Annotated in this window: 24 protein-coding genes and 1 pseudogene; 2 read left to right on the plus strand and 23 right to left on the minus strand. The window is 49.8% G+C overall.

Features of this window, described 5'->3' with window-relative positions:
• The first annotated feature begins 123 nt into the window (after positions 1–123).
• A complete protein-coding gene (locus K7H09_RS13060; RefSeq protein WP_027957487.1) occupies positions 124–1026 on the plus strand; it encodes a LysR family transcriptional regulator in 903 nt (300 codons plus the stop codon).
• Positions 1027–1136: 110 nt separating this feature from the next.
• On the opposite strand, the gene K7H09_RS13065 is transcribed toward K7H09_RS13060, so the two are convergent.
• From K7H09_RS13065 to K7H09_RS13110, 11 genes and pseudogenes are all read right to left on the minus strand, one after another.
• Complete coding sequence (locus tag K7H09_RS13065) at positions 1137–1682, minus strand: macro domain-containing protein (protein WP_230804849.1); 546 nt, start codon at positions 1680–1682, stop codon at positions 1137–1139.
• Positions 1683–1844: 162 nt separating this feature from the next.
• Positions 1845–2267 (minus strand): GFA family protein, encoded by a 423-nt coding sequence (locus tag K7H09_RS13070; RefSeq protein WP_022523210.1) that lies wholly within the window; start codon positions 2265–2267, stop codon positions 1845–1847.
• Positions 2268–2411: 144 nt separating this feature from the next.
• Entirely contained in the window at positions 2412–2543 is a 132-nt protein-coding gene (locus tag K7H09_RS24435) for a hypothetical protein (RefSeq protein WP_269064000.1), read from the minus strand.
• Positions 2544–2643: 100 nt separating this feature from the next.
• Positions 2644–3267: pseudogene (locus tag K7H09_RS13075) on the minus strand (peptidase E).
• Positions 3268–3392: 125 nt separating this feature from the next.
• The gene (locus K7H09_RS13080; protein ID WP_230804851.1) at positions 3393–3770 is read right to left on the minus strand and encodes a hypothetical protein; all 378 of its coding nucleotides are present in this window, start codon (positions 3768–3770) and stop codon (positions 3393–3395) included.
• A gap of 95 nt (positions 3771–3865) precedes the next feature.
• On the minus strand, positions 3866–4462 hold the full coding sequence (locus K7H09_RS13085) for a GNAT family N-acetyltransferase (protein WP_230804853.1): 597 nt from the start codon (positions 4460–4462) through the stop codon (positions 3866–3868).
• A 156-nt stretch (positions 4463–4618) separates the two neighbouring features.
• Positions 4619–5092, minus strand: coding sequence for a GNAT family N-acetyltransferase (locus K7H09_RS13090; RefSeq protein ID WP_230804855.1), 474 nt, complete (start codon positions 5090–5092; stop codon positions 4619–4621).
• A gap of 101 nt (positions 5093–5193) precedes the next feature.
• Positions 5194–5817, minus strand: coding sequence for a SagB/ThcOx family dehydrogenase (locus tag K7H09_RS13095; protein WP_230804857.1), 624 nt, complete (start codon positions 5815–5817; stop codon positions 5194–5196).
• Between the two features lie 37 nt (positions 5818–5854).
• The gene (locus tag K7H09_RS13100) at positions 5855–6082 is read right to left on the minus strand and encodes a DHCW motif cupin fold protein (protein WP_230804859.1); all 228 of its coding nucleotides are present in this window, start codon (positions 6080–6082) and stop codon (positions 5855–5857) included.
• On the minus strand, positions 6045–6677 hold the full coding sequence (locus K7H09_RS13105) for a LysE family translocator (RefSeq protein ID WP_230804861.1): 633 nt from the start codon (positions 6675–6677) through the stop codon (positions 6045–6047). Before K7H09_RS13105 ends, K7H09_RS13100 begins: the two co-directional genes overlap by 38 nt.
• A 58-nt stretch (positions 6678–6735) precedes the next feature.
• Positions 6736–7482, minus strand: coding sequence for a DUF899 domain-containing protein (locus K7H09_RS13110; RefSeq protein WP_039859066.1), 747 nt, complete (start codon positions 7480–7482; stop codon positions 6736–6738).
• A gap of 266 nt (positions 7483–7748) precedes the next feature.
• On the opposite strand from K7H09_RS13110, the gene rlmF reads away from it, so the two are divergent.
• Complete coding sequence (rlmF, locus tag K7H09_RS13115; RefSeq protein WP_230804864.1) at positions 7749–8693, plus strand: 23S rRNA (adenine(1618)-N(6))-methyltransferase RlmF; 945 nt, start codon at positions 7749–7751, stop codon at positions 8691–8693.
• A 169-nt stretch (positions 8694–8862) separates the two neighbouring features.
• On the opposite strand, the gene K7H09_RS24545 is transcribed toward rlmF, so the two are convergent.
• The 12 genes from K7H09_RS24545 to K7H09_RS13175 all read right to left on the minus strand — a co-directional run bounded on the left by K7H09_RS24545 (position 8863) and on the right by K7H09_RS13175 (position 18947).
• Positions 8863–10452, minus strand: coding sequence for an endo-1,4-beta-xylanase (locus tag K7H09_RS24545; RefSeq protein WP_230804866.1), 1590 nt, complete (start codon positions 10450–10452; stop codon positions 8863–8865).
• A 361-nt stretch (positions 10453–10813) separates the two neighbouring features.
• Positions 10814–10975, minus strand: a complete 162-nt coding sequence (locus K7H09_RS13125; RefSeq protein WP_230804867.1) for a hypothetical protein — start codon at positions 10973–10975, stop codon at positions 10814–10816.
• 185 nt (positions 10976–11160) lie between these two features.
• The gene (locus tag K7H09_RS13130; RefSeq protein ID WP_230804868.1) at positions 11161–12009 is read right to left on the minus strand and encodes a sulfurtransferase; all 849 of its coding nucleotides are present in this window, start codon (positions 12007–12009) and stop codon (positions 11161–11163) included.
• 456 nt (positions 12010–12465) lie between these two features.
• The gene (locus K7H09_RS13135; RefSeq protein WP_330165619.1) at positions 12466–13023 is read right to left on the minus strand and encodes a transposase; all 558 of its coding nucleotides are present in this window, start codon (positions 13021–13023) and stop codon (positions 12466–12468) included.
• A 3-nt stretch (positions 13024–13026) separates the two neighbouring features.
• Positions 13027–14004 carry a transposase gene (locus K7H09_RS13140; RefSeq protein WP_230804869.1) on the minus strand — a complete coding sequence of 326 codons (978 nt, stop codon included), beginning with the start codon at positions 14002–14004 and terminating at the stop codon, positions 13027–13029.
• Between the two features lie 145 nt (positions 14005–14149).
• Complete coding sequence (locus K7H09_RS13145) at positions 14150–14899, minus strand: hypothetical protein (RefSeq protein ID WP_230804870.1); 750 nt, start codon at positions 14897–14899, stop codon at positions 14150–14152.
• Between the two features lie 98 nt (positions 14900–14997).
• Positions 14998–15468, minus strand: a complete 471-nt coding sequence (locus tag K7H09_RS13150) for a hypothetical protein (protein WP_230804871.1) — start codon at positions 15466–15468, stop codon at positions 14998–15000.
• 98 nt (positions 15469–15566) lie between these two features.
• Positions 15567–16382: a GIY-YIG nuclease family protein gene (locus tag K7H09_RS13155; RefSeq protein ID WP_230804872.1), complete on the minus strand. Its 816-nt coding sequence runs from the start codon at positions 16380–16382 to the stop codon at positions 15567–15569.
• Positions 16383–16456: 74 nt separating this feature from the next.
• Entirely contained in the window at positions 16457–17536 is a 1080-nt protein-coding gene (locus K7H09_RS13160) for a VRR-NUC domain-containing protein (protein WP_230804873.1), read from the minus strand.
• 202 nt (positions 17537–17738) lie between these two features.
• Entirely contained in the window at positions 17739–18299 is a 561-nt protein-coding gene (locus K7H09_RS13165) for a hypothetical protein (protein WP_230804874.1), read from the minus strand.
• A complete protein-coding gene (locus tag K7H09_RS13170) occupies positions 18300–18476 on the minus strand; it encodes a hypothetical protein (protein ID WP_230804875.1) in 177 nt (58 codons plus the stop codon).
• Between the two features lie 102 nt (positions 18477–18578).
• A complete protein-coding gene (locus K7H09_RS13175) occupies positions 18579–18947 on the minus strand; it encodes a hypothetical protein (protein WP_230804878.1) in 369 nt (122 codons plus the stop codon).
• Positions 18948–18985 lie beyond the last annotated feature (38 nt).

Below are 18985 nucleotides of genomic sequence, written 5' to 3' on the forward strand. Positions count from 1 at the left end.
TGGCAGCCTCTTCGTGCTGCTTATATGGCGATAGCACGAGTGTTACGCGACTCGCGCATAAAAGCAATTCATGTTATTCATAGATTAGATTCCAAACAGGAATGCTTAATCAAGGATTCGTAAGTGGATACTCAAAGCCTACAAGCCTTTCTGGCTGTCGCCGATACGCAAAGTTTCTCTCGCGCGGCGGAGCAGCTTTATCTTACCCAGCCCGCCGTTAGCAAACGCATCGCTACCTTGGAGTCTCAGGTAGGTGCACGGCTGTTTGACCGCATTGGTCGACGTATTGCGCTAACCGAAGCCGGTAATGTCTTACTGCCCCAAGCGAGGCGCATCCTGTTTACCGTTGAGGACAGCCGCCGGGCACTAGCCAACCTGTCTGGCCAAGTGGGCGGCAAGCTTACCCTGGCCACCAGCCACCATATTGGCCTGCACCGCTTACCACCACTATTAAAGCAGTACACTCAGCGCCATCCGGAAGTCGAACTCGACCTGCACTTTCTGGATTCTGAGCAGGCTTACCAGGGGGTGCTGGATGGCACTCTGGAAATGGCGGTGGTGACTCTCGCCCCCCACCCTCATGAACAACTGCAGGTCGTAGAGCTTTGGCGTGATCGGCTCTGTTTTACCTGTGCGATTGACCACCCACTTGCCAACCAAGACCCGGCACCTCAAAGCCTCCGGTCATTGGCCGACCTGTGTGAATTCAACTGTGTAATGCCGGGGGCGAAGACCTTTACAGGGTCACTTATTGCGAAACGTTTTAACGAAGCTGGACTTCAATTGCCTGTAAGCATGGCGACCAACTATTTAGAAACGCTAAAAATGATGTGCAGCGTAGGATTAGGCTGGAGCCTGCTGCCGGAAAAGATGATCGACAGCGAACTGGTAGAGCTAAAGGTAGACACCCCGCCTATTTACCGACCGCTGGGCTATTTGGTGCATACCAATCGAACGCTTTCTAATGCAGCGCGCCGAATGATTGAGGAACTGGAGAATACGCGGCGTGATAGTGCTATAAAATAGGCTCAAGTGCACCCGCGGCAGCGCAGCAGTGCTAAAGCTGCCCCCTAAGCAGAAGCTGCACCTCCACTCAGCTCTCATGCATGCGTCATGCTAAACAATTGGCGCTACAGCTAGTCTACTGGATCAATGGTTAAGCGTTGAGTCAGAGCTTGGTGGAGGGTATGCCGAGCTGCTTCGTCGTACAGCACAAAGCGGATCAGGCGCACTTTATGCAAGCTGGGCAGTATGGCTTCGAGGGTAGCCGCACACACCTGAGCGGCTTCTTCCACCGGGTAGCCGAAAGCGCCGGTAGACAGTGCCGGGAAAGCAAGCCGCTCAATACCGTGCTCATCGACCAGTTTCAGCGCATTGCGGTAACAGTCCGCCAGCAGTTGATCCTCCGGCTTGTCGACGCCGTATACCGGGCCCAGGCAGTGAATCACCCAGCGGTTGGGCAGATTATGACCGCCGGTGAGTACCGCTTGGCCCGGCTTGATGGGCGCCATTGACTGCCCCTCTTCGGCCAGGCCGGGCCCAGCAGCGCGATGAAGCGCCCCGGCAACGCCCCCACCGGTTCTCAATTGTGCATTGGCGGCATTAACCACGGCATCTACATCGGATTGTCGAGCGATATCGCCCACCACGCACTGCAAGCTGATTCTGCTCTTGTCGCTCATAAGCTCCCCCGTCGATTACCACGCATTACGTAGCGCCCGCTGATGAAGGCTCTCTCTCCTTGCCAAGTGCTGCCGGTTATAACCCTCATTTTGGCAAACCCAAGCTCCGGTTCAAGCCAGCATTAGTAAGAGAGTGGAATTGGTGCACCATGAACTGAGCCTCTACTGCTCCCCAAATTGAGCAAACACTTCTTCCCCCGTCAGTTGCTTGGTTTTTTCTGCTAGTGAATAGTAAGGGGGCTTTTGGTCGATAAATATCTGTTCGGTTATTTTCCAATCATCCGCGCTATCAAGAAGGCCAACGGGAAGCGCGTAATGTCCACCCTGCTTTAAGCGATAGAAGAGGTGGGTGCCACACTGTTGACAGAAACCACGCTCAGCCCATTCTGAGGAACTGAAGGTAGTTATATGCTCCGAGCCGTTAAAATCCACATCACCGGCAAACTCCACCGCAAACAGCGGCCCCCCACCCCACTTTCTGCACATCGAGCAGTGACAAACGCCGACATGGTTGCTTTTGGTGGTAACGGTGACGCTGACAATCCCGCAAAGACAAGCCCCATGAAGCTCTGTGTTGGTTACCATGTGTCTCTCCTTCAGTTCTGATCGTGTTTAACCGTCAAAAGCCAAAATAGCTACGAGGTTTCTCAGCAACATCCACCAAGATAGCTCAAAATTAGACTCTCCATTTAAGGTATGGGCGCGGCAGATAGTTTGTTGGATCGATGGTTAAATGTTGAGCCAGGGCTTGGTAGAGGGGATATCGGCCCGCTGCGTCGAACGTTTGTCGAGCAAGTAACTCTCGGTCTTCTCAAGATCGTTAACCACCAGCACATGTTGGGTTGCTTTTACCTCAAACACTTACGGCTCCTTTTAGCCAGATGGATACTTATAATGCCAAGCACTAAGGCGCGAGTTTAGAAGCGCTCGGAGGCTGCAAGCCACGTGCTGTTTCGCTTTGTTAAGCTTCGTCAGGCCATACTTCAAACTTATTATCATTTACGATAATTGCTTGTGCATTACTAATTGGACAAAGGCCTATTTTCTCTTTATAACTGGAGATGATGCTCTCAACGGATTCTTTGAATGGAAAGTTGGTATGGTGTGGGACTGGATAAAAATCAACGAGACCTAGCGAGGAAAAAGAGCCTACGTTAGGTGCTGCCGTAAAATCATCCATGTCCTTCACATACTCAATATCGCGCGACACAACAATAGAACCGGCTGACTCACCTACATACATCTTCCCTGAATTTATTTGTTCTATTATGGCTTTATCTGCACCTGTTCTTTTTAGCTCTTGAAGTAAAAAGAAAGTATTTCCACCAGTGATATAGATATAATCATTTTTTTGAAGCTTGCTCTCTATTTCATCTTTAGACGCCGTTGAAATTTCAAGCTCATCAACGATAACACCCAGCTTTTCGAGGGCTTACTTGCCAGCGGACACATAAAACCTCACCTCTTCCACGAGGCTCGCCGTGGGAATGAAGGTAGCCGTTTTGCCAGCGCATTTCCCTCCGGTAAATTTTAAAAATAGATCCGCCACATCCGCAAACGATGAAGTTAGAAACATTTTCTTCATTAACGATCCTTATTACCTGAATACGGTGCCCCCAGAAACTTAACTGGAAGTAAAGCAATGCCCTGTCAAAGACGCACATTGGCTGCAAGCCGCGCACTGCTGCGCACTGCTGCGCATTTTTATGATCAAAAGGTAGTATCCGCAACGGCATACATTTTCCATCCATCGGCCGTCTTGGTAAAAGCATAGAACCCATGAACACTCTCAATTTTTGAACCATCTTTTCTGCATCTGACAGCAGAGGCAACTGCATGAGCTTCACTATCATTGACAGCTGTCACCTCGAACCTCCAGTCGACAGAATGATCCCAACCCTTTTCTTTTTTAAGGCTTTTGGGATCTATCGGATAGGAATCACACATTGTCACCGAACCATTTTTAATATATGCGATTGGATACTTGACCATTTTATCGATCAGCGTTACGTCGTTGCTCTTAAATCCAGCAACATAGTATTCCATGTAAGTTTTATGCACTTCAGACCGTAACTCTTCGAACGACATACCACCTCCTCAACACGTGCCATAACACCAGAATAAACGGATCCAATCATGCTTGTATGGCGTTTAAGCATGACTAAGCCACGACGCTTTCCTCACTACGTGCGGGGTCGGCTCAACAGATAGTCGAGATGCGCACGCACCTCTGGCCATTCGCCCTTGTGCAGGCTATACATCACCGTATCGCGAATAGTACCGTCTCGGCGCAACACGTTGCCACGGATCACGCCGTCCTTTTTCGCGCCTAGCCGCTCAATTGCACGCTGACTGGCAAAATTGAAGTTGTCAGTACGCCAGCCGACTACATTACAGCCCAGCGTCTCGAAAGCGTGTGTCAATAGCAGCAGCTTGCAAGTGGTGTTGACATGCGTGTGCTGCACTCGCTTGGCGTACCACGTGTAGCCAATTTCCACTCTTTTTACGTCAGGCAAAATATCATGGTAACTAGTAGAACCAAGCACCGTACCACTGACCTCTTCAATGACGGTAAAGGCAAAGCGGTGGCCTTCCTCTCGGGCTTTCAAAGCGGTATCAATATAGCGGTGCGTCTCGTCAGGCGCTGGTACCGATGTAATGCGCAGGTTCCATAACTCCCCGTCCGCTGCGGCAGCGCGCAGACCGGCTTCGTGGTTGAGTGTAAGCGGCACGATTTTTACGCCGCGCGCAGAGAGGGTGACGGGTTCGATAAAGGCCATATGTGTACTCAAATATCTTCTGTAGGCGGTCAAGGGAGAAGCTTAACGATGAGCGTAAACAGCTGGATTTAAAGCAGCCAGGTCGCATTGACGTTTTTATTAACCAAAGAGGCCAAGCATTGGGAGGTCTTAAAGAATCCTCGTCTGCTTGTAGGATTACAGCTTGAGTTTCATTCCTTCGTGAGACGCTACAAAGCCAAAGCCCTCATAAAAGCGTAATGCATCCGGCCTCAACTTGTCAGTTGTGAGCTGAACCAGAACACACCCTCTTTCTTTAGCGCGATTTATGGCCCACTCAAACATAGCGCGACCAATTCCAGATGACCGGATTTCCTTGGATACGCGAACGCCCTCTATCAGAGCTCGCCATCCCCCCTGGTAGGTTAGATATGGAATGAAGGTAATTTGAAGCACGCCCACAATATGACGACCTGTAACTGCAACTACCAACTCATTGTTAGGATCAGCATCGATAGCTTCGAAGGCCATATGATAGGAACGAGACAGAGGACTTGAAGGATCTTCACGCTTTAGACCAAGGCTATCATCGGCGAGCATCTGAACGATAGCTTGCAGATCGTGGTGGGTGGCCACGCGAAACGAAACGCTTCTCTCTAGAGTCTCGCACATCTCAATTCCTCCTTTTAATGGCTAGGGCGAAGCGCACCAGAGGTCTTTATAGAGCAAAAGGAAGACAAGGCGACCCTCGTGCCGCGTATTGTTATGCTCTGTTAGGCATCACGCCGCAGCCCAATGCAAAGCAGCGCAGTAGGGTCCAAGTCCGCAGGCAATCTCAATACTTCTTTCACTCTTGGATCATCGAAACCTGCCACTAGAACACAACCAACTCCGAGAGCAGTGCTCTGAAGATGGACATTTTGTGCTAGAGCACCAGTTTCCATATATACATAGCGAGCGCCGCGCTCTCCCTGGGGTGGCTGAGCTTCAAAGTGCCGAACTGCCTCTCCCAGTTTCGCGGCAACTCCGATGACGAGAGCCGCTTCTTTCAACCATGGTTGATCGCCAATCCCTAGCGCTTGCACTGCCCCTTCCGGGGCACGGTTCCCAGTTAACTTTAACGAATGGTTGTCAGCCTGATACTCATAGATACCAGGCTCAAGTTCCGATACCCGCTGCACCAATATTTTTAGGTGCAGCGGGTATAATCCACCTGCCGATGGCGTTGCTCTTTTTGTATCCGGCCCTGTTACGCCCTGGGCCGACCAAAGCAATTGAGACAAAACACCGATAGGGAGTGGTGCATTCGTGTACTCCCTCACGCTGCGCCGAGCCGCAATACTGCCAACCAATGACTTGGAGTCTTGCTGCTCTGGTGCAGGTAAGTCGAAGACCATACGTTTACTCCCTATCCATAACAGTGATTATGCGATGCTAATCGACGACGAACAACGTAGCTCCCTGCTCCGTCGAAGAACGATGAAGTTCTGCATTGTCGGCAACTTGATAGCTCGAACCAGGCGTGAGAACAAAACAACGCCCATCGTCTAGCTCAGTAAGAAGCTCACCTTCTAGGCAGAGTAATATGTGCCCTTTAGCACACCAGTGATCGTATATGGCATTATTAACTCGGACTGTTGCGCACCAAGAGAGCGCCAGCACCGATCATCAAACTGCCTGTAACCCAATCCCACCACTGCCGAATGCGCGGCCTGCGTAATGCCTGTGCTACGCGCTCCATAAGTATGACAACGCCCCACCACCAAGCGACACCAATCAGTACATCAAGCACACCGAGTATCAAAATTTGCCGAGCGGCACTAACCGTGGGATCGATGAACTGGGGTAAGACACTGAGGAAAAAGATGACCGCCTTGGGGTTGAGCAAATTGCACAAAAAGCCATTGGCAAAAGCACGGCTACGGCTAGTGGCATCAATGTTTTCTTGCGCGTCTGCCTGTGCACTACGGTGCTGGCTACGACTGCTGTACAGAACTGCTAGCCCCATCCAGATTAAATAAGCCGCACCTGCCCATCGAATCAGCATAAACAGCTCAGCGGAGCGAGCCGCAATGGCCGAAAGGCCCAGAGCGGCCGTCAGCATGTGTATACAGAGTCCGCTCTGAGCACCCAGCGCAGCAGCTAAACCGAGTCGACGATGCTTTACCGCATATCGGCTGACTAGCAGAAAATCCGGACCGGGAATAAGGTATGCCAGCAATACGACTGCGATAAAGCCAATAAGCTCAATACCCATTTACCTTCCTTCTATTATTATACCCCCCTGGGATGGAGCTAACGGCGACGGGCGGCAATCAGCAGGTGTGACAGACCGCTTCTGTCAGACTCACATCGTACTCATCGCGGCGACGAACCCAGTCCATGATTTCCTTCTCGTTGCGGCCCTTCGGCGTGATATCGAGATAAACGAAGGCGCCAATAACCTCTTCATTGCCACGGGCGTAGCTGGAGTAGGTATGGAACACAGCGCCACTTTCATCCCTGTAGAAAACGCTAAGACCGGGCAATTCTTCGCTGAAGTATTTCGGATCCTCGATAGTTTGATAATTGTAGTGGAGCCGACCAGCCTCAAGATCCTCCCGTGCGAAAGAGACCTGAAAGTCAAAATTGAAATCGCTGCCCTGGGAGGATACCCAGTTGGCTGTCCAGCCCATGCGCCTCCGGTAGGCTTCCAGCTTTTCCAACGGCGCGCGGGATACACGAACATAACTGACATCGTGATTGGCGAGGTGGACGATGGCGCCCTCGGCATGATCCGCCTCCAGCGAGCAGCTCGGGCAGCCCGCCTCCCAGTCAGGGCCGAACATGAAATGGTGAATGACCAATTGACTGTTTGTGCCAAATAGCTCGGCAAGCGTCTTCTTCCCTTCCAGCGTGTCGAAGACGTATTCTTTCTCCAGCTTAACCCATGGCAACTCACGCCGTTCACGGGCGACCAGGTCGCGCATACGCGTGAGCGCCTTCTCGTTCTTTAGATGGGCTTTGCGTGCCCGAAACCATTCCTCTTTGGAGACAACTCTCGGTGATTCAATCTGGCTCATGACGGACCTCCTCGCGTAAATTCAGCCTTGCTCCGGCTTGCAGCACCGGAATAATGCGTTCTGCATAGAGTAGTCGTTCGCCACTGATCAAAATCGACAACACCACCGCAATTAATGACGAGGGGCATCGGAGCTAACATATACATCCCCGGGAGAATGGGCGTCCATTTAACTACCGAGTATGCTCAACACAACCATGAAGATTATAATCACGGACTAAGCCATACCCTCTCGACAATTGAACGCCAAGCCTCGGGCCTATTACTGTGAACAACCACCATGAAAGTGAAAAAAGCCCAGCCAAGCCTGTTCGTAAAGGCCTGCACCCGAAGAATCTACACAACCAAGGCTATGACTTCCCAGTGCTCGTAAAGAGCCACCCACCACTAGCCCCCTATGTGAAGCCGAACGCTTATGGCGAACTTTCCATCGATTTCGCAGACCCACTGGCAGTAAAAACGCTCAACGCCGCGTTATTAAACCGATACTACAATATTGTCGATTGGGATATTCCAGAGGGCGCGCTTTGCCCCCCGATCCCAGGCAGAGCCGACTATATTCATCACATGGCGGATTTATTGGAGTTTGGGCTTGGACATGAACAGCCCAGCATCAAGCTGCTCGATATAGGGACAGGAGCCAATGGCATCTACCCACTACTGGCCTGCCAAATTTACGGCTGGCAGTGTGTTGGTAGTGACATTAACCCTCAATCGCTTGAGAACATCGCCACAATTATTACCAACAACCCCAAGCTCAAGGATCGCTTCACGCTACGCACACAGCACGATAAAAACCATATTTTTGAAGGGATCATTCAAGATGGGGAGTTTTTTGACGTCAGTGTATGCAACCCACCCTTTCACGCCTCGCTCGATGAAGCACTTAAAGGTAGCCAGCGTAAATTCAATAACCTTGCTCGTAGTCGCGGCGAACTAAAAGCCACAACCCAATCGCCTACGCTGAACTTTGGCGGGATGGGCGCAGAGCTCTGGTATAAGGGGGGCGAACAGCTGTTTCTTAAAAAGCTAATAAGAGAAAGCCAAGTGTATTCAACTCAATGCCGCTGGTTTAGCAGCCTGGTTTCAAAAAGAGACAATGTTAAGCCTGCCAAGAAGCTGATCCGCAAGCTCGGTGCCGTTGATAGTCGGGAAATAGAGATGAAACAGGGAAATAAGGTTACGCGGATATTGGCCTGGACATTTATGTGAGCCGTTCTCAAGGTAGCGCATGAGGATGCGAAACCTGCCGTGACATTACTCGAACACATATTTTCCACCATGCTTATCCTGACCCATTTAGCCAGGACGATAAGCATGGCCTTTCGCTTTGTTCCGCCTCTATACCATACCGATGCCTATGTTCATAAGATTATTCCTTTCAGCGGGAGGTAAGAGAATTTGCCATCTCGTCCAATTTATTGAAAAGCGCTTGGTAGGCCAACTTAGGTTGATACTGGGCATCGTAAATCAGCCCGTTACCGTGCCCGTAATAGTTGTACCAATCGTTAAGCGATGACCAGCGATCGGTGAAGCCCCACATGGTAAACGAGTGCGCCCCCGCTTCGATGCATGCTTCCAAGTAAGTCGCGTACAACGCCGCTACCGCTTCCGGAGTAGTTGCGAAGATCCGGTGCTGGTTGATATCCAGCTCAGATACCCGTACCTCAATACCAATGGCATGGAAGCGAGCAATCGCTGAGGTTAGGTGCGCCTTGCTGACCGACGTACTATTCACATCCCAGGCGGCCTGGTACTCAGCGTTCACGTCTTCGTGCATCTGCAAGCCAATGCCATGAATGGGCACGCCAGCGGTTTGCAATTCGACCACTAGGTTGAACAGGAAGTCCTGTTTGTCTCCCGCCTCTTCACACCCCCACTCGTTAATGAACAGCAGTACGTCCGGATCCACTTCGTGGGCTTTACGTAATGCCCGTTCAATGTAGCCACGTCCTAATGCCTGGTACCAGACGGAATCTCGGAGTTGGTCTGTCCAGCCCAGGAATGGTTCGTTGATCAAATCGAAAGAGACCATGCGGCCCTTATAGAGACCGAACAACATCTCAATATGTTCGTCGAGGATCTCCCCTACTTCTGTAGCGGTGATGGACCCATCGAGCCAGCCATCCCACAGCCACTGCGGGGTCGCTTCGTTCCACGCCACCGTGTGACCATGCACCTCCATGCCATTACGTTCGGCGTAGTCGATTAGCTTATCCGATTCATAGAAGTCATAGACACCACGGGCAGGCTGGATGAACTGGAATTTCATGCAGTTCTCAGGGGTCATCTGGTTAAACTCATTGCCCAGAATCGTGCGGTACTGCTCATCAAACACCATCGGGTAGGTGGCCACGGCGGTGCCCATGCGGAGCTTACCGGCCTTGTCACGCAAGGTGCCCGCTGTTTTAGGCACACTACGCACAGGCGTCTCTTCTACGATACCGGTCGTGGTGATCTCGGTGACAAGGAACGTTGCACCCACGTTCGCTTCATCCAGGCTTAGATAAACCACCCCATCGGCAAACAGACACATATCCGACTGACGGGTAACTTCCACACCGTTGGTCAGGAACACAAGCTCGGCGCCCTCACGCTTGAAGGTGTAAATCACATTGGTGCCTACACTGGCAGCAGCATTCCCCGCCTCGGTGTTGTCAGGGTGATACATTGTCCAGTAACACCAGTCACCATTGACGATCTGGGCCTTGAAGGTGCTCATTGCGCAGTACCATTCATCCTGCACCATCGGGATAACCCCGTGAAACAGAAAGAAGGTAGAGTTGGCGGCGGTCAGCGTCGCGGTGATATTGATCTCAAAGTCACCGGAGACCCGAAAGCGCATTGCCAGGTTGAGCGACGGGTTATGTACCGGTGCGTCTGTGCTTTCAGGCAACGGCGACAGTTTACGGTCGAGGCCTACAAACAGCACGCCATTGGATTGAACGGTGGCCCAGAAAAGCCTTCCCACAAACGGAATGCAGTATTGGTCAAAGGAATGCCTCCAAAGAAATGTACCAGTGCTTTTTCCCACGCATGGGGCTGTTGGTTTTTTAGGAACAATTACCCGACCTGCATGACGTTATTCTGCATTGATAAGATCCATTACAGTGTCTCAGTGACTATTAAAGCGGAAGCCAGACATCACAAATACTTATAAAAAAGTAGGCCGGTATTCGCTGCCCTAGCTCGGATTCAGTTTAGTCGCTTGAGAACGTCGCCACGTTTATTACCAACAACTTCACACTCACCGATCACTTCACGTTAAGCACGCAGTACAATAATAGCCACATACTTAAAGGGATCATTCAGGCGGGGGATTACCAAATCGCCTACTCTAAATTTAGGCGGGTTGTGGGGAGAAACGATAAGTCTAGCGTGTGCTTGATTAGGTAGTGCGCTGCGTTTTCAAAGGGGCTGGGCAGGAGCTGATATTGGTAGCTGATCACCACCATGGTGTTTTGATCTTGGTTATAGGGTTTGAAGTTCGGCATACTGGCTACTCCTCGTCTATTTCCTCGATCCTACCAAAACTTAGCCGTCATCGGAGTTTTACTACAGACTCAACGCAGACAGCACCCGAGGCTGCGGAATGGAGGAGAAGACGCAATGGAGTAGACGTCGCCGTGCCTGTGATTTTTAGGAACTGCCAATTCATCTAGTAGCGAGATGATATCCGCTACGCCACCGGCAACGCCTCACTGCTGCCCCAGTCGGCCCAGGAACCGTCGTACAGCGACAGCTGAGTATACCCGGTCAGCTCGGCCGCCAGTAGGATGATGCAGGCGGTGATGCCGGAGCCACAGGAAAACACCAGTTGGTGTCCGTTGCTGGGCTGAAGGGAGGGATCGAGGTGGGCAAATGTTGACGCCAGCTGGCTGGCTGGCTTGAACCGATAGCCTTCCAGCACCTCTGTAAACGGCAGGTTGAGAGAATTGGGGATGTAGCCACCGCGCACACCAGGCCTGGGTTCTGGCGCTTGCCCCAGGAAACGCGCCTGTGATCGCGCATCAATGACCGTTACTTGCTCGTCCTCCAGGTGCTGGAAAACGTAGGCAGAATCTCGAACCAGGGTGTCGTCGAGCTTGCCAACCACGCTGCCATGCTTGGTCGCATCTGACACCGAAGCAGAAACGGTGTCCCGACCTTCGGCCAACCACTGCGGCAGGCCGCCATCCAGAACAAACACATGTTTGAGGCCCATAGCCCGCAGAATCCACCAGGCGCGTGGTGACGAGTAGATACCCTGATCGTCGTACAACACCACGAGGCTCTCGGGCTCGATGCCCAATCTACGGATCTCCGCCGTGAACTGCTCTTCCGTCGGGAAGGCGTGAGCTTGGGAAGCTCCGGTATCGCAAAGCGTTCCTTCCAGGTCTATTCGGAAACTTCCCGGGATCAACATCGGACGATCATAAATGATCGGCTCCTTGCCAACGACATTGGCCATGCTAGCGTCGATCAGGACCAAATGTTCGTTATCCAGATTCTCCTGCAGCCAGTCGGTGGTCACGAGGGGGGAAGGCATGGCGTTCTCCGGTCTAGGTCATTATGTAACAGTACACGATCGCGAACGGGCGCGACCAGCAAGTTGACGCGAACCGCGTCATCCGCAGCATGCTGATCGACGAACTACACTAATAGCCGACCGCAGGCGAAAATTTTAGCATCCGCGCCAAACCTCGCAATCAGGCCTGCTATCACTTCGGGACTACTTACCTAGCAACCGCAATCCTCCCCATCTGAGGATATTTCAGCACTCTAACGAGGCTGTAGAAAAACTCGATTTCGAGCCGTTTCCAGCGCCTGTTGTCCTTATTCATTTACCCAGCCGGTCATCTGGCTGAGTAATCTTAATATCGGTATTTAGCCACTTGAGCGCCCAACTAAAGCTTGTTAAAGACGGCCTTTTGCTCTTAAAAAGCAACTGACCCCGCTCTAAGCCCTTCATGACGCGGGCATGTGGCCATAATTCGCTAACTTCTCAATATTTGTGCACCAGGTAGTAAAGCTGCCACTGACCTTGCACCTTTTGCTTACCCCGAAGGCTGAAGCGGTTCAGTCTTTTCGTCGTGCCAATATTGCCGAAAACGGGCTCCACGACTGACATACGGTGGCTGTAAATTTCTTTGCCTTTCGGGCTATCAACTCGGTGCTTCATCCAGTCGGTGTAATTGGGTAAGCGTTTGTTCTCGATAATAAAAGACACTTGTCGGCCGGCACCGTGGCGATGGTCGGCCGAGCCCGGGTTCTGCATGCATCGGTATTTCTTTGGGCAGTGCCGACATTGCAGCAAACGCCCTTCAAAGTGTACCCGAATCTTGCCAGTGTCCGTTTCTCGTTGCCCGCGATAGGACCGCTTTTCGCCGGTGGGGCAGATACACGTTAGCGCTACTGGATCAAACTGGAACGCGCTGGCTGGCGTCGTCTCTCGCCAGCCTTTGTCCAGCAGGTTCTGATGGCGCTTGCCATATTTGTCTTTCTGGTCGGCGAACTTCGGATCTCGGCTGCGTAACTGGTTATCGGAGATGTAGCCGTTGATCTGCTATTCGTACAGATACTTCATGTTAGCTTCATTGGCAAAGCCAGTGTCAGCGGTCACGACGGTGCCTTTCTGGTAGATGTTCTCGGCGATGCCCAGCTTCTTAAAACGCGCTTCTACCTGCTCCAGAACTGGCTTCAGGGTATGATGCTCTTGGCCTTCGCCGAAGGCCTGAGCATCAATGACGATCTGGTGCTTTTTATCCACCGTGGCTACGCCGTTATAGCCCTGGATGGTGCCCTTGCTGGTGATCATTTTGGCACTTTCGTTATCGGTCAGATTGCTCTTCACTTCCTTGATTCGCTTCCCCCGTCCCATCCTTGGGCTGTGCGTCTTTAGGAAACGATCCACTTTGTTCATGGCGGCATCTAGCGAGAGGATCATCTTGGCCCGGCGGATATCTCGATCCAGATCGGCTTCCGTTTCGGCTTCATCACGCGCGTAGTGCTCCAATAAATGATGCCGAATCAGTCCTCTTAGTTTCTCCCGCTTCTCGCCCAATTCTTTGAACGTACCCGACCACTCCTTAGAGGCATCGGAGGACATCTTGCAGCCGTCAATGGCAAAGAGTTCGTTACCCAGCAAGCCTTGTTCATGGCACACCAGCAGCACTTGTTCGAATAGCGCTTCAATCTCATCAGCATGGCGACTGACAAAGCTGGCCAGTGTGGTGAAGTGGGGAACGGTATCGCAGGAAAGGGCTTTGAAAATAATATTGGTCTCGCAGCACCACTGCATCTCACGGCTGGAGGTGATGCCTTTGGAGTAAGCAAACAGGATAATCTTAAGCAGGATGGCCGGATCATAGGCCAGCCGGCCGGTCGCATCGTTGCGGTACTTGGGGTGGAAAACGGACAAGTCGAGTTTATGCTCGATCAGGTAATGCACTGCGTGCTCAAAGGTACCGGGTTGGAGTTGATCTTGGTAGTTGATCACCACCATGGCATTTTGATCGTGGTTATAAGGCTTGAAGCGCGGCATGCTGACCACTCCTCGTCTGTTTTCTCGATCCTACCAAAACTTAGCCGTCAGCGGGGTTTTTCTACAGGCTCAACGCCGCCAGCACGCGCGGCTTTGTAGTGAAGGCGAAGCCGCAACGGAAAAGCCGTCGCCGTGCCTGGCCTTGTTAAATTTTTGCCTGAAGAACCTGCCGAGTGTATTCACTACACACACCTGCAACTCGTGACAAAACCTCTGGACGACTTTCGCCGTAGAGGGCCACATAAGGGTTCATTCTCTGTTTGATAGCTCGAGGATATAGTAGAGCCTCGTAATACAGCCTGCCTAGCAGCCATATGATCCGCACTCTAAGACGGCCCACAGCATCTAATTTCTCAACACCAGATAGAAGCAATCGCTCCTCATGATCTTTGAACATCGTTTCGATGGGAGTTATATCCGATGTGGGAGCTTTATCGGCGTACCCCGATAGCGATTCATGATCCCATAAATGAGAGAATTTATTTCTGACTTTCCGCAAGGAATCCATATCCTTTAGTATATCTTCACTCATCCATTCAAAGGCGCAGGCAACTTGTATTCTTTTCGAAAGACTTGAGAATGGTCCATAGCCAGAGAAGAGGCTGTCTCTACCTCCAGGAATACCCTTGGGAATCTCGCGCTTGTACATTTCGTCAAGAACTTCGTCAGCGAAAGCACATGCTATGACCGGAATGAGCCTTTCATCATCAGACGCAATCGCAAGGCACACCTTATCCAGTCTAGAAACGTCGTGAGACTCTGCATCAACCTCCGCAGCAAATTTCTTAGCCTGCTCCCTCTCAAACGCCTTTGTATAGTTTCGATAGACCTGAAGGCCATTTTTCTCGACATCGCTCATATTAAGCGCCGCGATATCTTCATCCCATTCAGGCATTCTTATGGACTCCAATGAAATTTAACGCCTTAATGTGGGGCAGTCATAAAAAAGCGAAGCGACGTGTCGACTGTCCCACACCATTGGTTTGTTAGGATTTAGCCCCATGACTTCAAAATTATTACACACTCGTAAAGTCCCCAAACAAATGCAATTAAAGAACTAACCTGCAAGACGAATACAACTACACGCCCCTTTTTACTAAGCCCGTAACCTCGTATATCATCAATGCTGATTTGATTTCTTAGAAATTGATCAACTTGGTTCACAATGCTGGCTGTTGCTTGGTGAGAGACAGCCAAGAAAGGGAAATACATTAATGCAGCCAAAATGGCGCCCACTGAAAATTTTATAAGCGGATCGACAAGAGCAGAAATGTTTTCAGAGTTACTGGAAATAGCGCCCATAAATGTTGATAGCAACAGTATTCCGGAGCCATTTCCAAGTGTTAACAAGCGCAAGAATTGGCGGCCAAACTCCTGTTCTTCTTGTGATTTTATTTGGATCATATGAAGCAAGATATTTTTATATGCATCCTTTTGATCTTTGTCCATTTCCTTGAATTTCACTCATGACCCCTTATTCCTAACGCAAAGCTTTGCGGCAATTTTGGAGCCGCGCAGCGGTGGAAAAATTGTCCGCCAACAGCGACTTGTTGGGTTTCAGGTTAATTCGAATTGTAGCCATGCGTACGAGATAGCAAGACATTCTTCCAATGAGTTTCGCGGGCGATAACTTCAGTTTTGTTTGCATGCACATCTGCTACCTCAAGAATTGAAAAGCGGAAAGCGTCAGCGGTTTTTGCACCGAGTTCTTTCAAGAGCATTCGCAGCTCCACATTGTTCCCATGCCCCGAAGAGGAATACTGCGCCCAGCGGGCCCAAATGCCGCCTTCCCCATATGCGCTGCCGACGTAAAGCTTTCCTGACTTTGTATCTGATATTACGTAAACCCCAGAGACAGATGAGAGCGCACCTCTCCAAGATGGGATGCTTTGGCGAATGACGCCATCTAGCTCCCGCTTGGACAAATTCACAGACTTAAAGCCTGGAAACTCTGATAAGGTGAGACGCTCTGGCTTGAGTTCCGATACCGAAATCGATTCACTCCACCGATCAGCCAGCAAGTATGATTGCCGAAATTTCCGACCAAACTTAACAACCAAGCGACCAGCAAGTTCCGCGCAGTCTTTTACTTGCTCCAAATCATAGTAGTAGTAATTGGCCTCTTTTTTATATTCAATTCCCATTCGCTCGTAGAGGCCGCCGAAAAGCCAATTTTTCGTACCAGGCATGCTGATGAGAGAGACGACATAGCGACGCTCAAAGTTACGCTTGCTCTGCCACCGCTGCCACTCCTCGAAATCTCCCGCGAGGAATACATCGAGGGGATGCTCTTCTCCATTCCAGACCGCCATGTGTAACTTACAATCAGCCGCCGACAATGTGGGACTTAGCAGCCCTAGAAGGTCAAATAGCTTCATACTTTTAACGCAAAGCTTTGCGGCAAGTTTGGAACCGCGAAGCGGTGGAAAAATTGTCCGGCAACAGCGTATTGTTATGCTTTGCCGACTTTAAAAATTGTTGCATAAAACCCCATGTTGGCGTGATTACCCAATAGCCAATTTTTTTGATCTTCACTCAGTTTGTCGTTCTTTGACTTAACTTCAACGAATCGAATCTCATCGTCATTGTGAACCAACAAATCTGGCCATCCGCAAAAATTGCCCCAATAATCCATAGACAAGTAATGGAGCACCGTCTTTAATTTTTTCAATCCAAGCACACGCATTACTTCTTTCGCTTTCAAAACGTCGCTATCACGGTGCGCCCAAAGATATTGTCTAAAGTCAGAACTATGACCAAGCCAATAATCGAAAAGCCATTCAAGATCGTCTAATTCACCTATATGCCAATTTATCAATTCTTTTTGTCGTTCGTAGTACGACTTGCTTCCAAAATCCTCTGGAAGGATGGTAGATATAAGGCCTTCGTCCGACCTACCGTTATCAAAATCCTTTCTACTTCCAAACTGGACGAGGCGACCTTTATCATCCCCAACATCTTGGATAACGAGAAACATGAACACACCGAACAAAACGTGAAAGGGCACGCTCTCAACATGCATCACTCTGTATCCGAGACGCTTAAAGTAACGAGAGGCAAATTCCTCTACAGTGACAATTTCTTTATCGTCTCGAATACCGACTTTTCTCACTTCAGTTTTAACGTGCTCGGCATTGACAAGAACAACTTCGGTGTTCGTTTGAGATATAACTTCCGACTGAGATAGCTCGTTGTATTGATACTTAGGTGAAATTTCATGAAGCCGTTTTATTTCTTCAACAACCTGCTTCTCTATAATCTTCCGTTCATCCGGAAAACTAAACTCAGATAAGCTAGAGTCGTTCGGGTCAATCTCTGGATGTGAATCGTAGAATCTTTTAGTGGTCTCAAATAAAATCTCACGCCAGTAGTACCTGGCTATCTTTGATGTTGCACCATGCATGGGAGCTTTTGGAGCAGCTTCGGGCTTTTCTCCTCTGCACTCCGGACAGGTGTTCTCTTGGAATCCAAGTGTGACGGGCACCCTCTCTCTGGAACCATACCAAGAGCCAAATTCAAGCTGGTGAGGCAAGAACCGCTCGCCGTGCTCCCTATCACAGGTGCACATCATTATCTCTTTACAAAACTCGCACTGGTATTTGCGAATCAAGTCGTATTGATTTAGGCATTTCAGAGATGGATGCGTGCAATTCTTATTCATAACTTATGCATAACGCCCAAAACACCGGACAATTTGGAGCGCAGCGTAAAATTGGTCCGCGTGCTTTCGTTTGTTAGGCATCGGTCTTCTCGGCTTTTTCAATGACCGGATCAATTGTCTTTATCAGCATTTTAACCAAAAGGCTCCAAGTGTCTTTTGTATACCCGCCGGATACATCTATTTTCTGTCCTTCGTCGAACCTGGCCGCATCTCCAGACTTAAGAACATATATTTGATTAGCAACACCAGCATTGTGAACCAGAATATCTCTACACGCTTTGGCTTCAGCTAATTTATATAACTCTTCTCTAGTAAATTCTGGCAGCCCGACTAGCTTATCTAGATAGGAAAACCATTCTGCGACATTTTTATACTTTATTTCGTTTAACTCACGATCGACCAGCTTTGCAAGGAGCTCTTCTTTGCTATTGACTTCAAATATAGTCCCATAGTCGATTTGCTTTTTCTTCGAAAGTCGCTCTGGCCTATCCAGAAGAAGTATTTTAATAAAATCAAAAAAGAGGTGCTCGAAAAGAGCAACTTGCTGTTGATGAATCAAAGAGAAGAAATAGTTTTTCTTTGCATTATCAAAATGACCTGGAAGATCATTTACATTCACTTCTTGATCAACCATTCAAACTTCGCTTGCATATTGCGTATGGCCAAGAACTAATCTTCTATTATTTTCTGGCAAACCAGAGAATTTCTTTGCAAACACATAGGCCAAATCTGTGAATGCTTTAAACTCCATCGCCTCACGAAATTCAGCCAAAACTTTTTCTTTATGTTGCTTCAATTTATCTACGAGCATTCCATCCCTCATTATTGCCTAACGCCGCCAACACGCGCAGCTTTGTAGTGAAGGCGAAGCCGCAACGAAAAAGCTGTCGCTGTGCTTGGCCTTGTTAGAGGTTCAACCTATTTCTCTACCTGGGATAGTAAAACTACGGGACTCTTGGTTGTAAATAGCAGTAACCCCGCGCCATGACGAGATAATTCTAGCGAGATTATCTATTACCGCTTGTCTTTGGCTTGCAAGTTCGTACGACCTTTGCTCGTACTCAATTAGCTTGTTTAGCTGCAACTTACGCCAGTCAGTTCCGTCAAATATACTAGCCAAGAAATAGCCGGGGTAGCCGAAATTCGCATGGCCTCCTTTCCGAGCAAATGCAGCATCACGGCTGTCTCGCCAATACAGGTAAATATCTCCATGAGAGCCTCCATACTGATCAGTTCGAATGGCCCCGGAGATGGTGATTTCCATTGGTTTCTTTGATGCCATGATTAACCTCTAACAGTGAAGCATTTATTCGCCGTGCG

Origin of the sequence: Halomonas sp. IOP_14 (assembly GCF_021021315.1) — a bacterium.
GTDB classification, from domain to species: Bacteria; Pseudomonadota; Gammaproteobacteria; order Pseudomonadales; family Halomonadaceae; genus Vreelandella; species Vreelandella titanicae.

What these genes read in the sequence shown, in the direction of transcription:
- K7H09_RS13080 (WP_230804851.1), bottom strand. Translation starts at nt 3,770, where the DNA reads ATGTCGTTCGAAGAGTTACGGTCTGAAGTGCATAAAACTTACATGGAA.
- K7H09_RS13125 (WP_230804867.1), bottom strand. Translation starts at nt 10,975, where the DNA reads ATGCCGAACTTCAAACCCTATAACCAAGATCAAAACACCATGGTGGTG.
- K7H09_RS13175 (WP_230804878.1), bottom strand. Translation starts at nt 18,947, where the DNA reads ATGGCATCAAAGAAACCAATGGAAATCACCATCTCCGGGGCCATTCGA.
- K7H09_RS13110 (WP_039859066.1), bottom strand. Translation starts at nt 7,482, where the DNA reads ATGAGCCAGATTGAATCACCGAGAGTTGTCTCCAAAGAGGAATGGTTT.
- K7H09_RS13145 (WP_230804870.1), bottom strand. Translation starts at nt 14,899, where the DNA reads ATGCCTGAATGGGATGAAGATATCGCGGCGCTTAATATGAGCGATGTC.
- K7H09_RS13090 (WP_230804855.1), bottom strand. Translation starts at nt 5,092, where the DNA reads ATGTGCGAGACTCTAGAGAGAAGCGTTTCGTTTCGCGTGGCCACCCAC.
- K7H09_RS13085 (WP_230804853.1), bottom strand. Translation starts at nt 4,462, where the DNA reads ATGGCCTTTATCGAACCCGTCACCCTCTCTGCGCGCGGCGTAAAAATC.
- K7H09_RS13130 (WP_230804868.1), bottom strand. Translation starts at nt 12,009, where the DNA reads ATGCCTTCCCCCCTCGTGACCACCGACTGGCTGCAGGAGAATCTGGAT.
- K7H09_RS13065 (WP_230804849.1), bottom strand. Translation starts at nt 1,682, where the DNA reads ATGAGCGACAAGAGCAGAATCAGCTTGCAGTGCGTGGTGGGCGATATC.
- K7H09_RS13070 (WP_022523210.1), bottom strand. Translation starts at nt 2,267, where the DNA reads ATGGTAACCAACACAGAGCTTCATGGGGCTTGTCTTTGCGGGATTGTC.
- K7H09_RS13105 (WP_230804861.1), bottom strand. Translation starts at nt 6,677, where the DNA reads ATGGGTATTGAGCTTATTGGCTTTATCGCAGTCGTATTGCTGGCATAC.
- K7H09_RS13165 (WP_230804874.1), bottom strand. Translation starts at nt 18,299, where the DNA reads ATGGTTGATCAAGAAGTGAATGTAAATGATCTTCCAGGTCATTTTGAT.
- K7H09_RS13155 (WP_230804872.1), bottom strand. Translation starts at nt 16,382, where the DNA reads ATGAAGCTATTTGACCTTCTAGGGCTGCTAAGTCCCACATTGTCGGCG.
- K7H09_RS13140 (WP_230804869.1), bottom strand. Translation starts at nt 14,004, where the DNA reads ATGCCGCGCTTCAAGCCTTATAACCACGATCAAAATGCCATGGTGGTG.
- K7H09_RS13095 (WP_230804857.1), bottom strand. Translation starts at nt 5,817, where the DNA reads ATGGTCTTCGACTTACCTGCACCAGAGCAGCAAGACTCCAAGTCATTG.
- K7H09_RS13170 (WP_230804875.1), bottom strand. Translation starts at nt 18,476, where the DNA reads ATGCTCGTAGATAAATTGAAGCAACATAAAGAAAAAGTTTTGGCTGAA.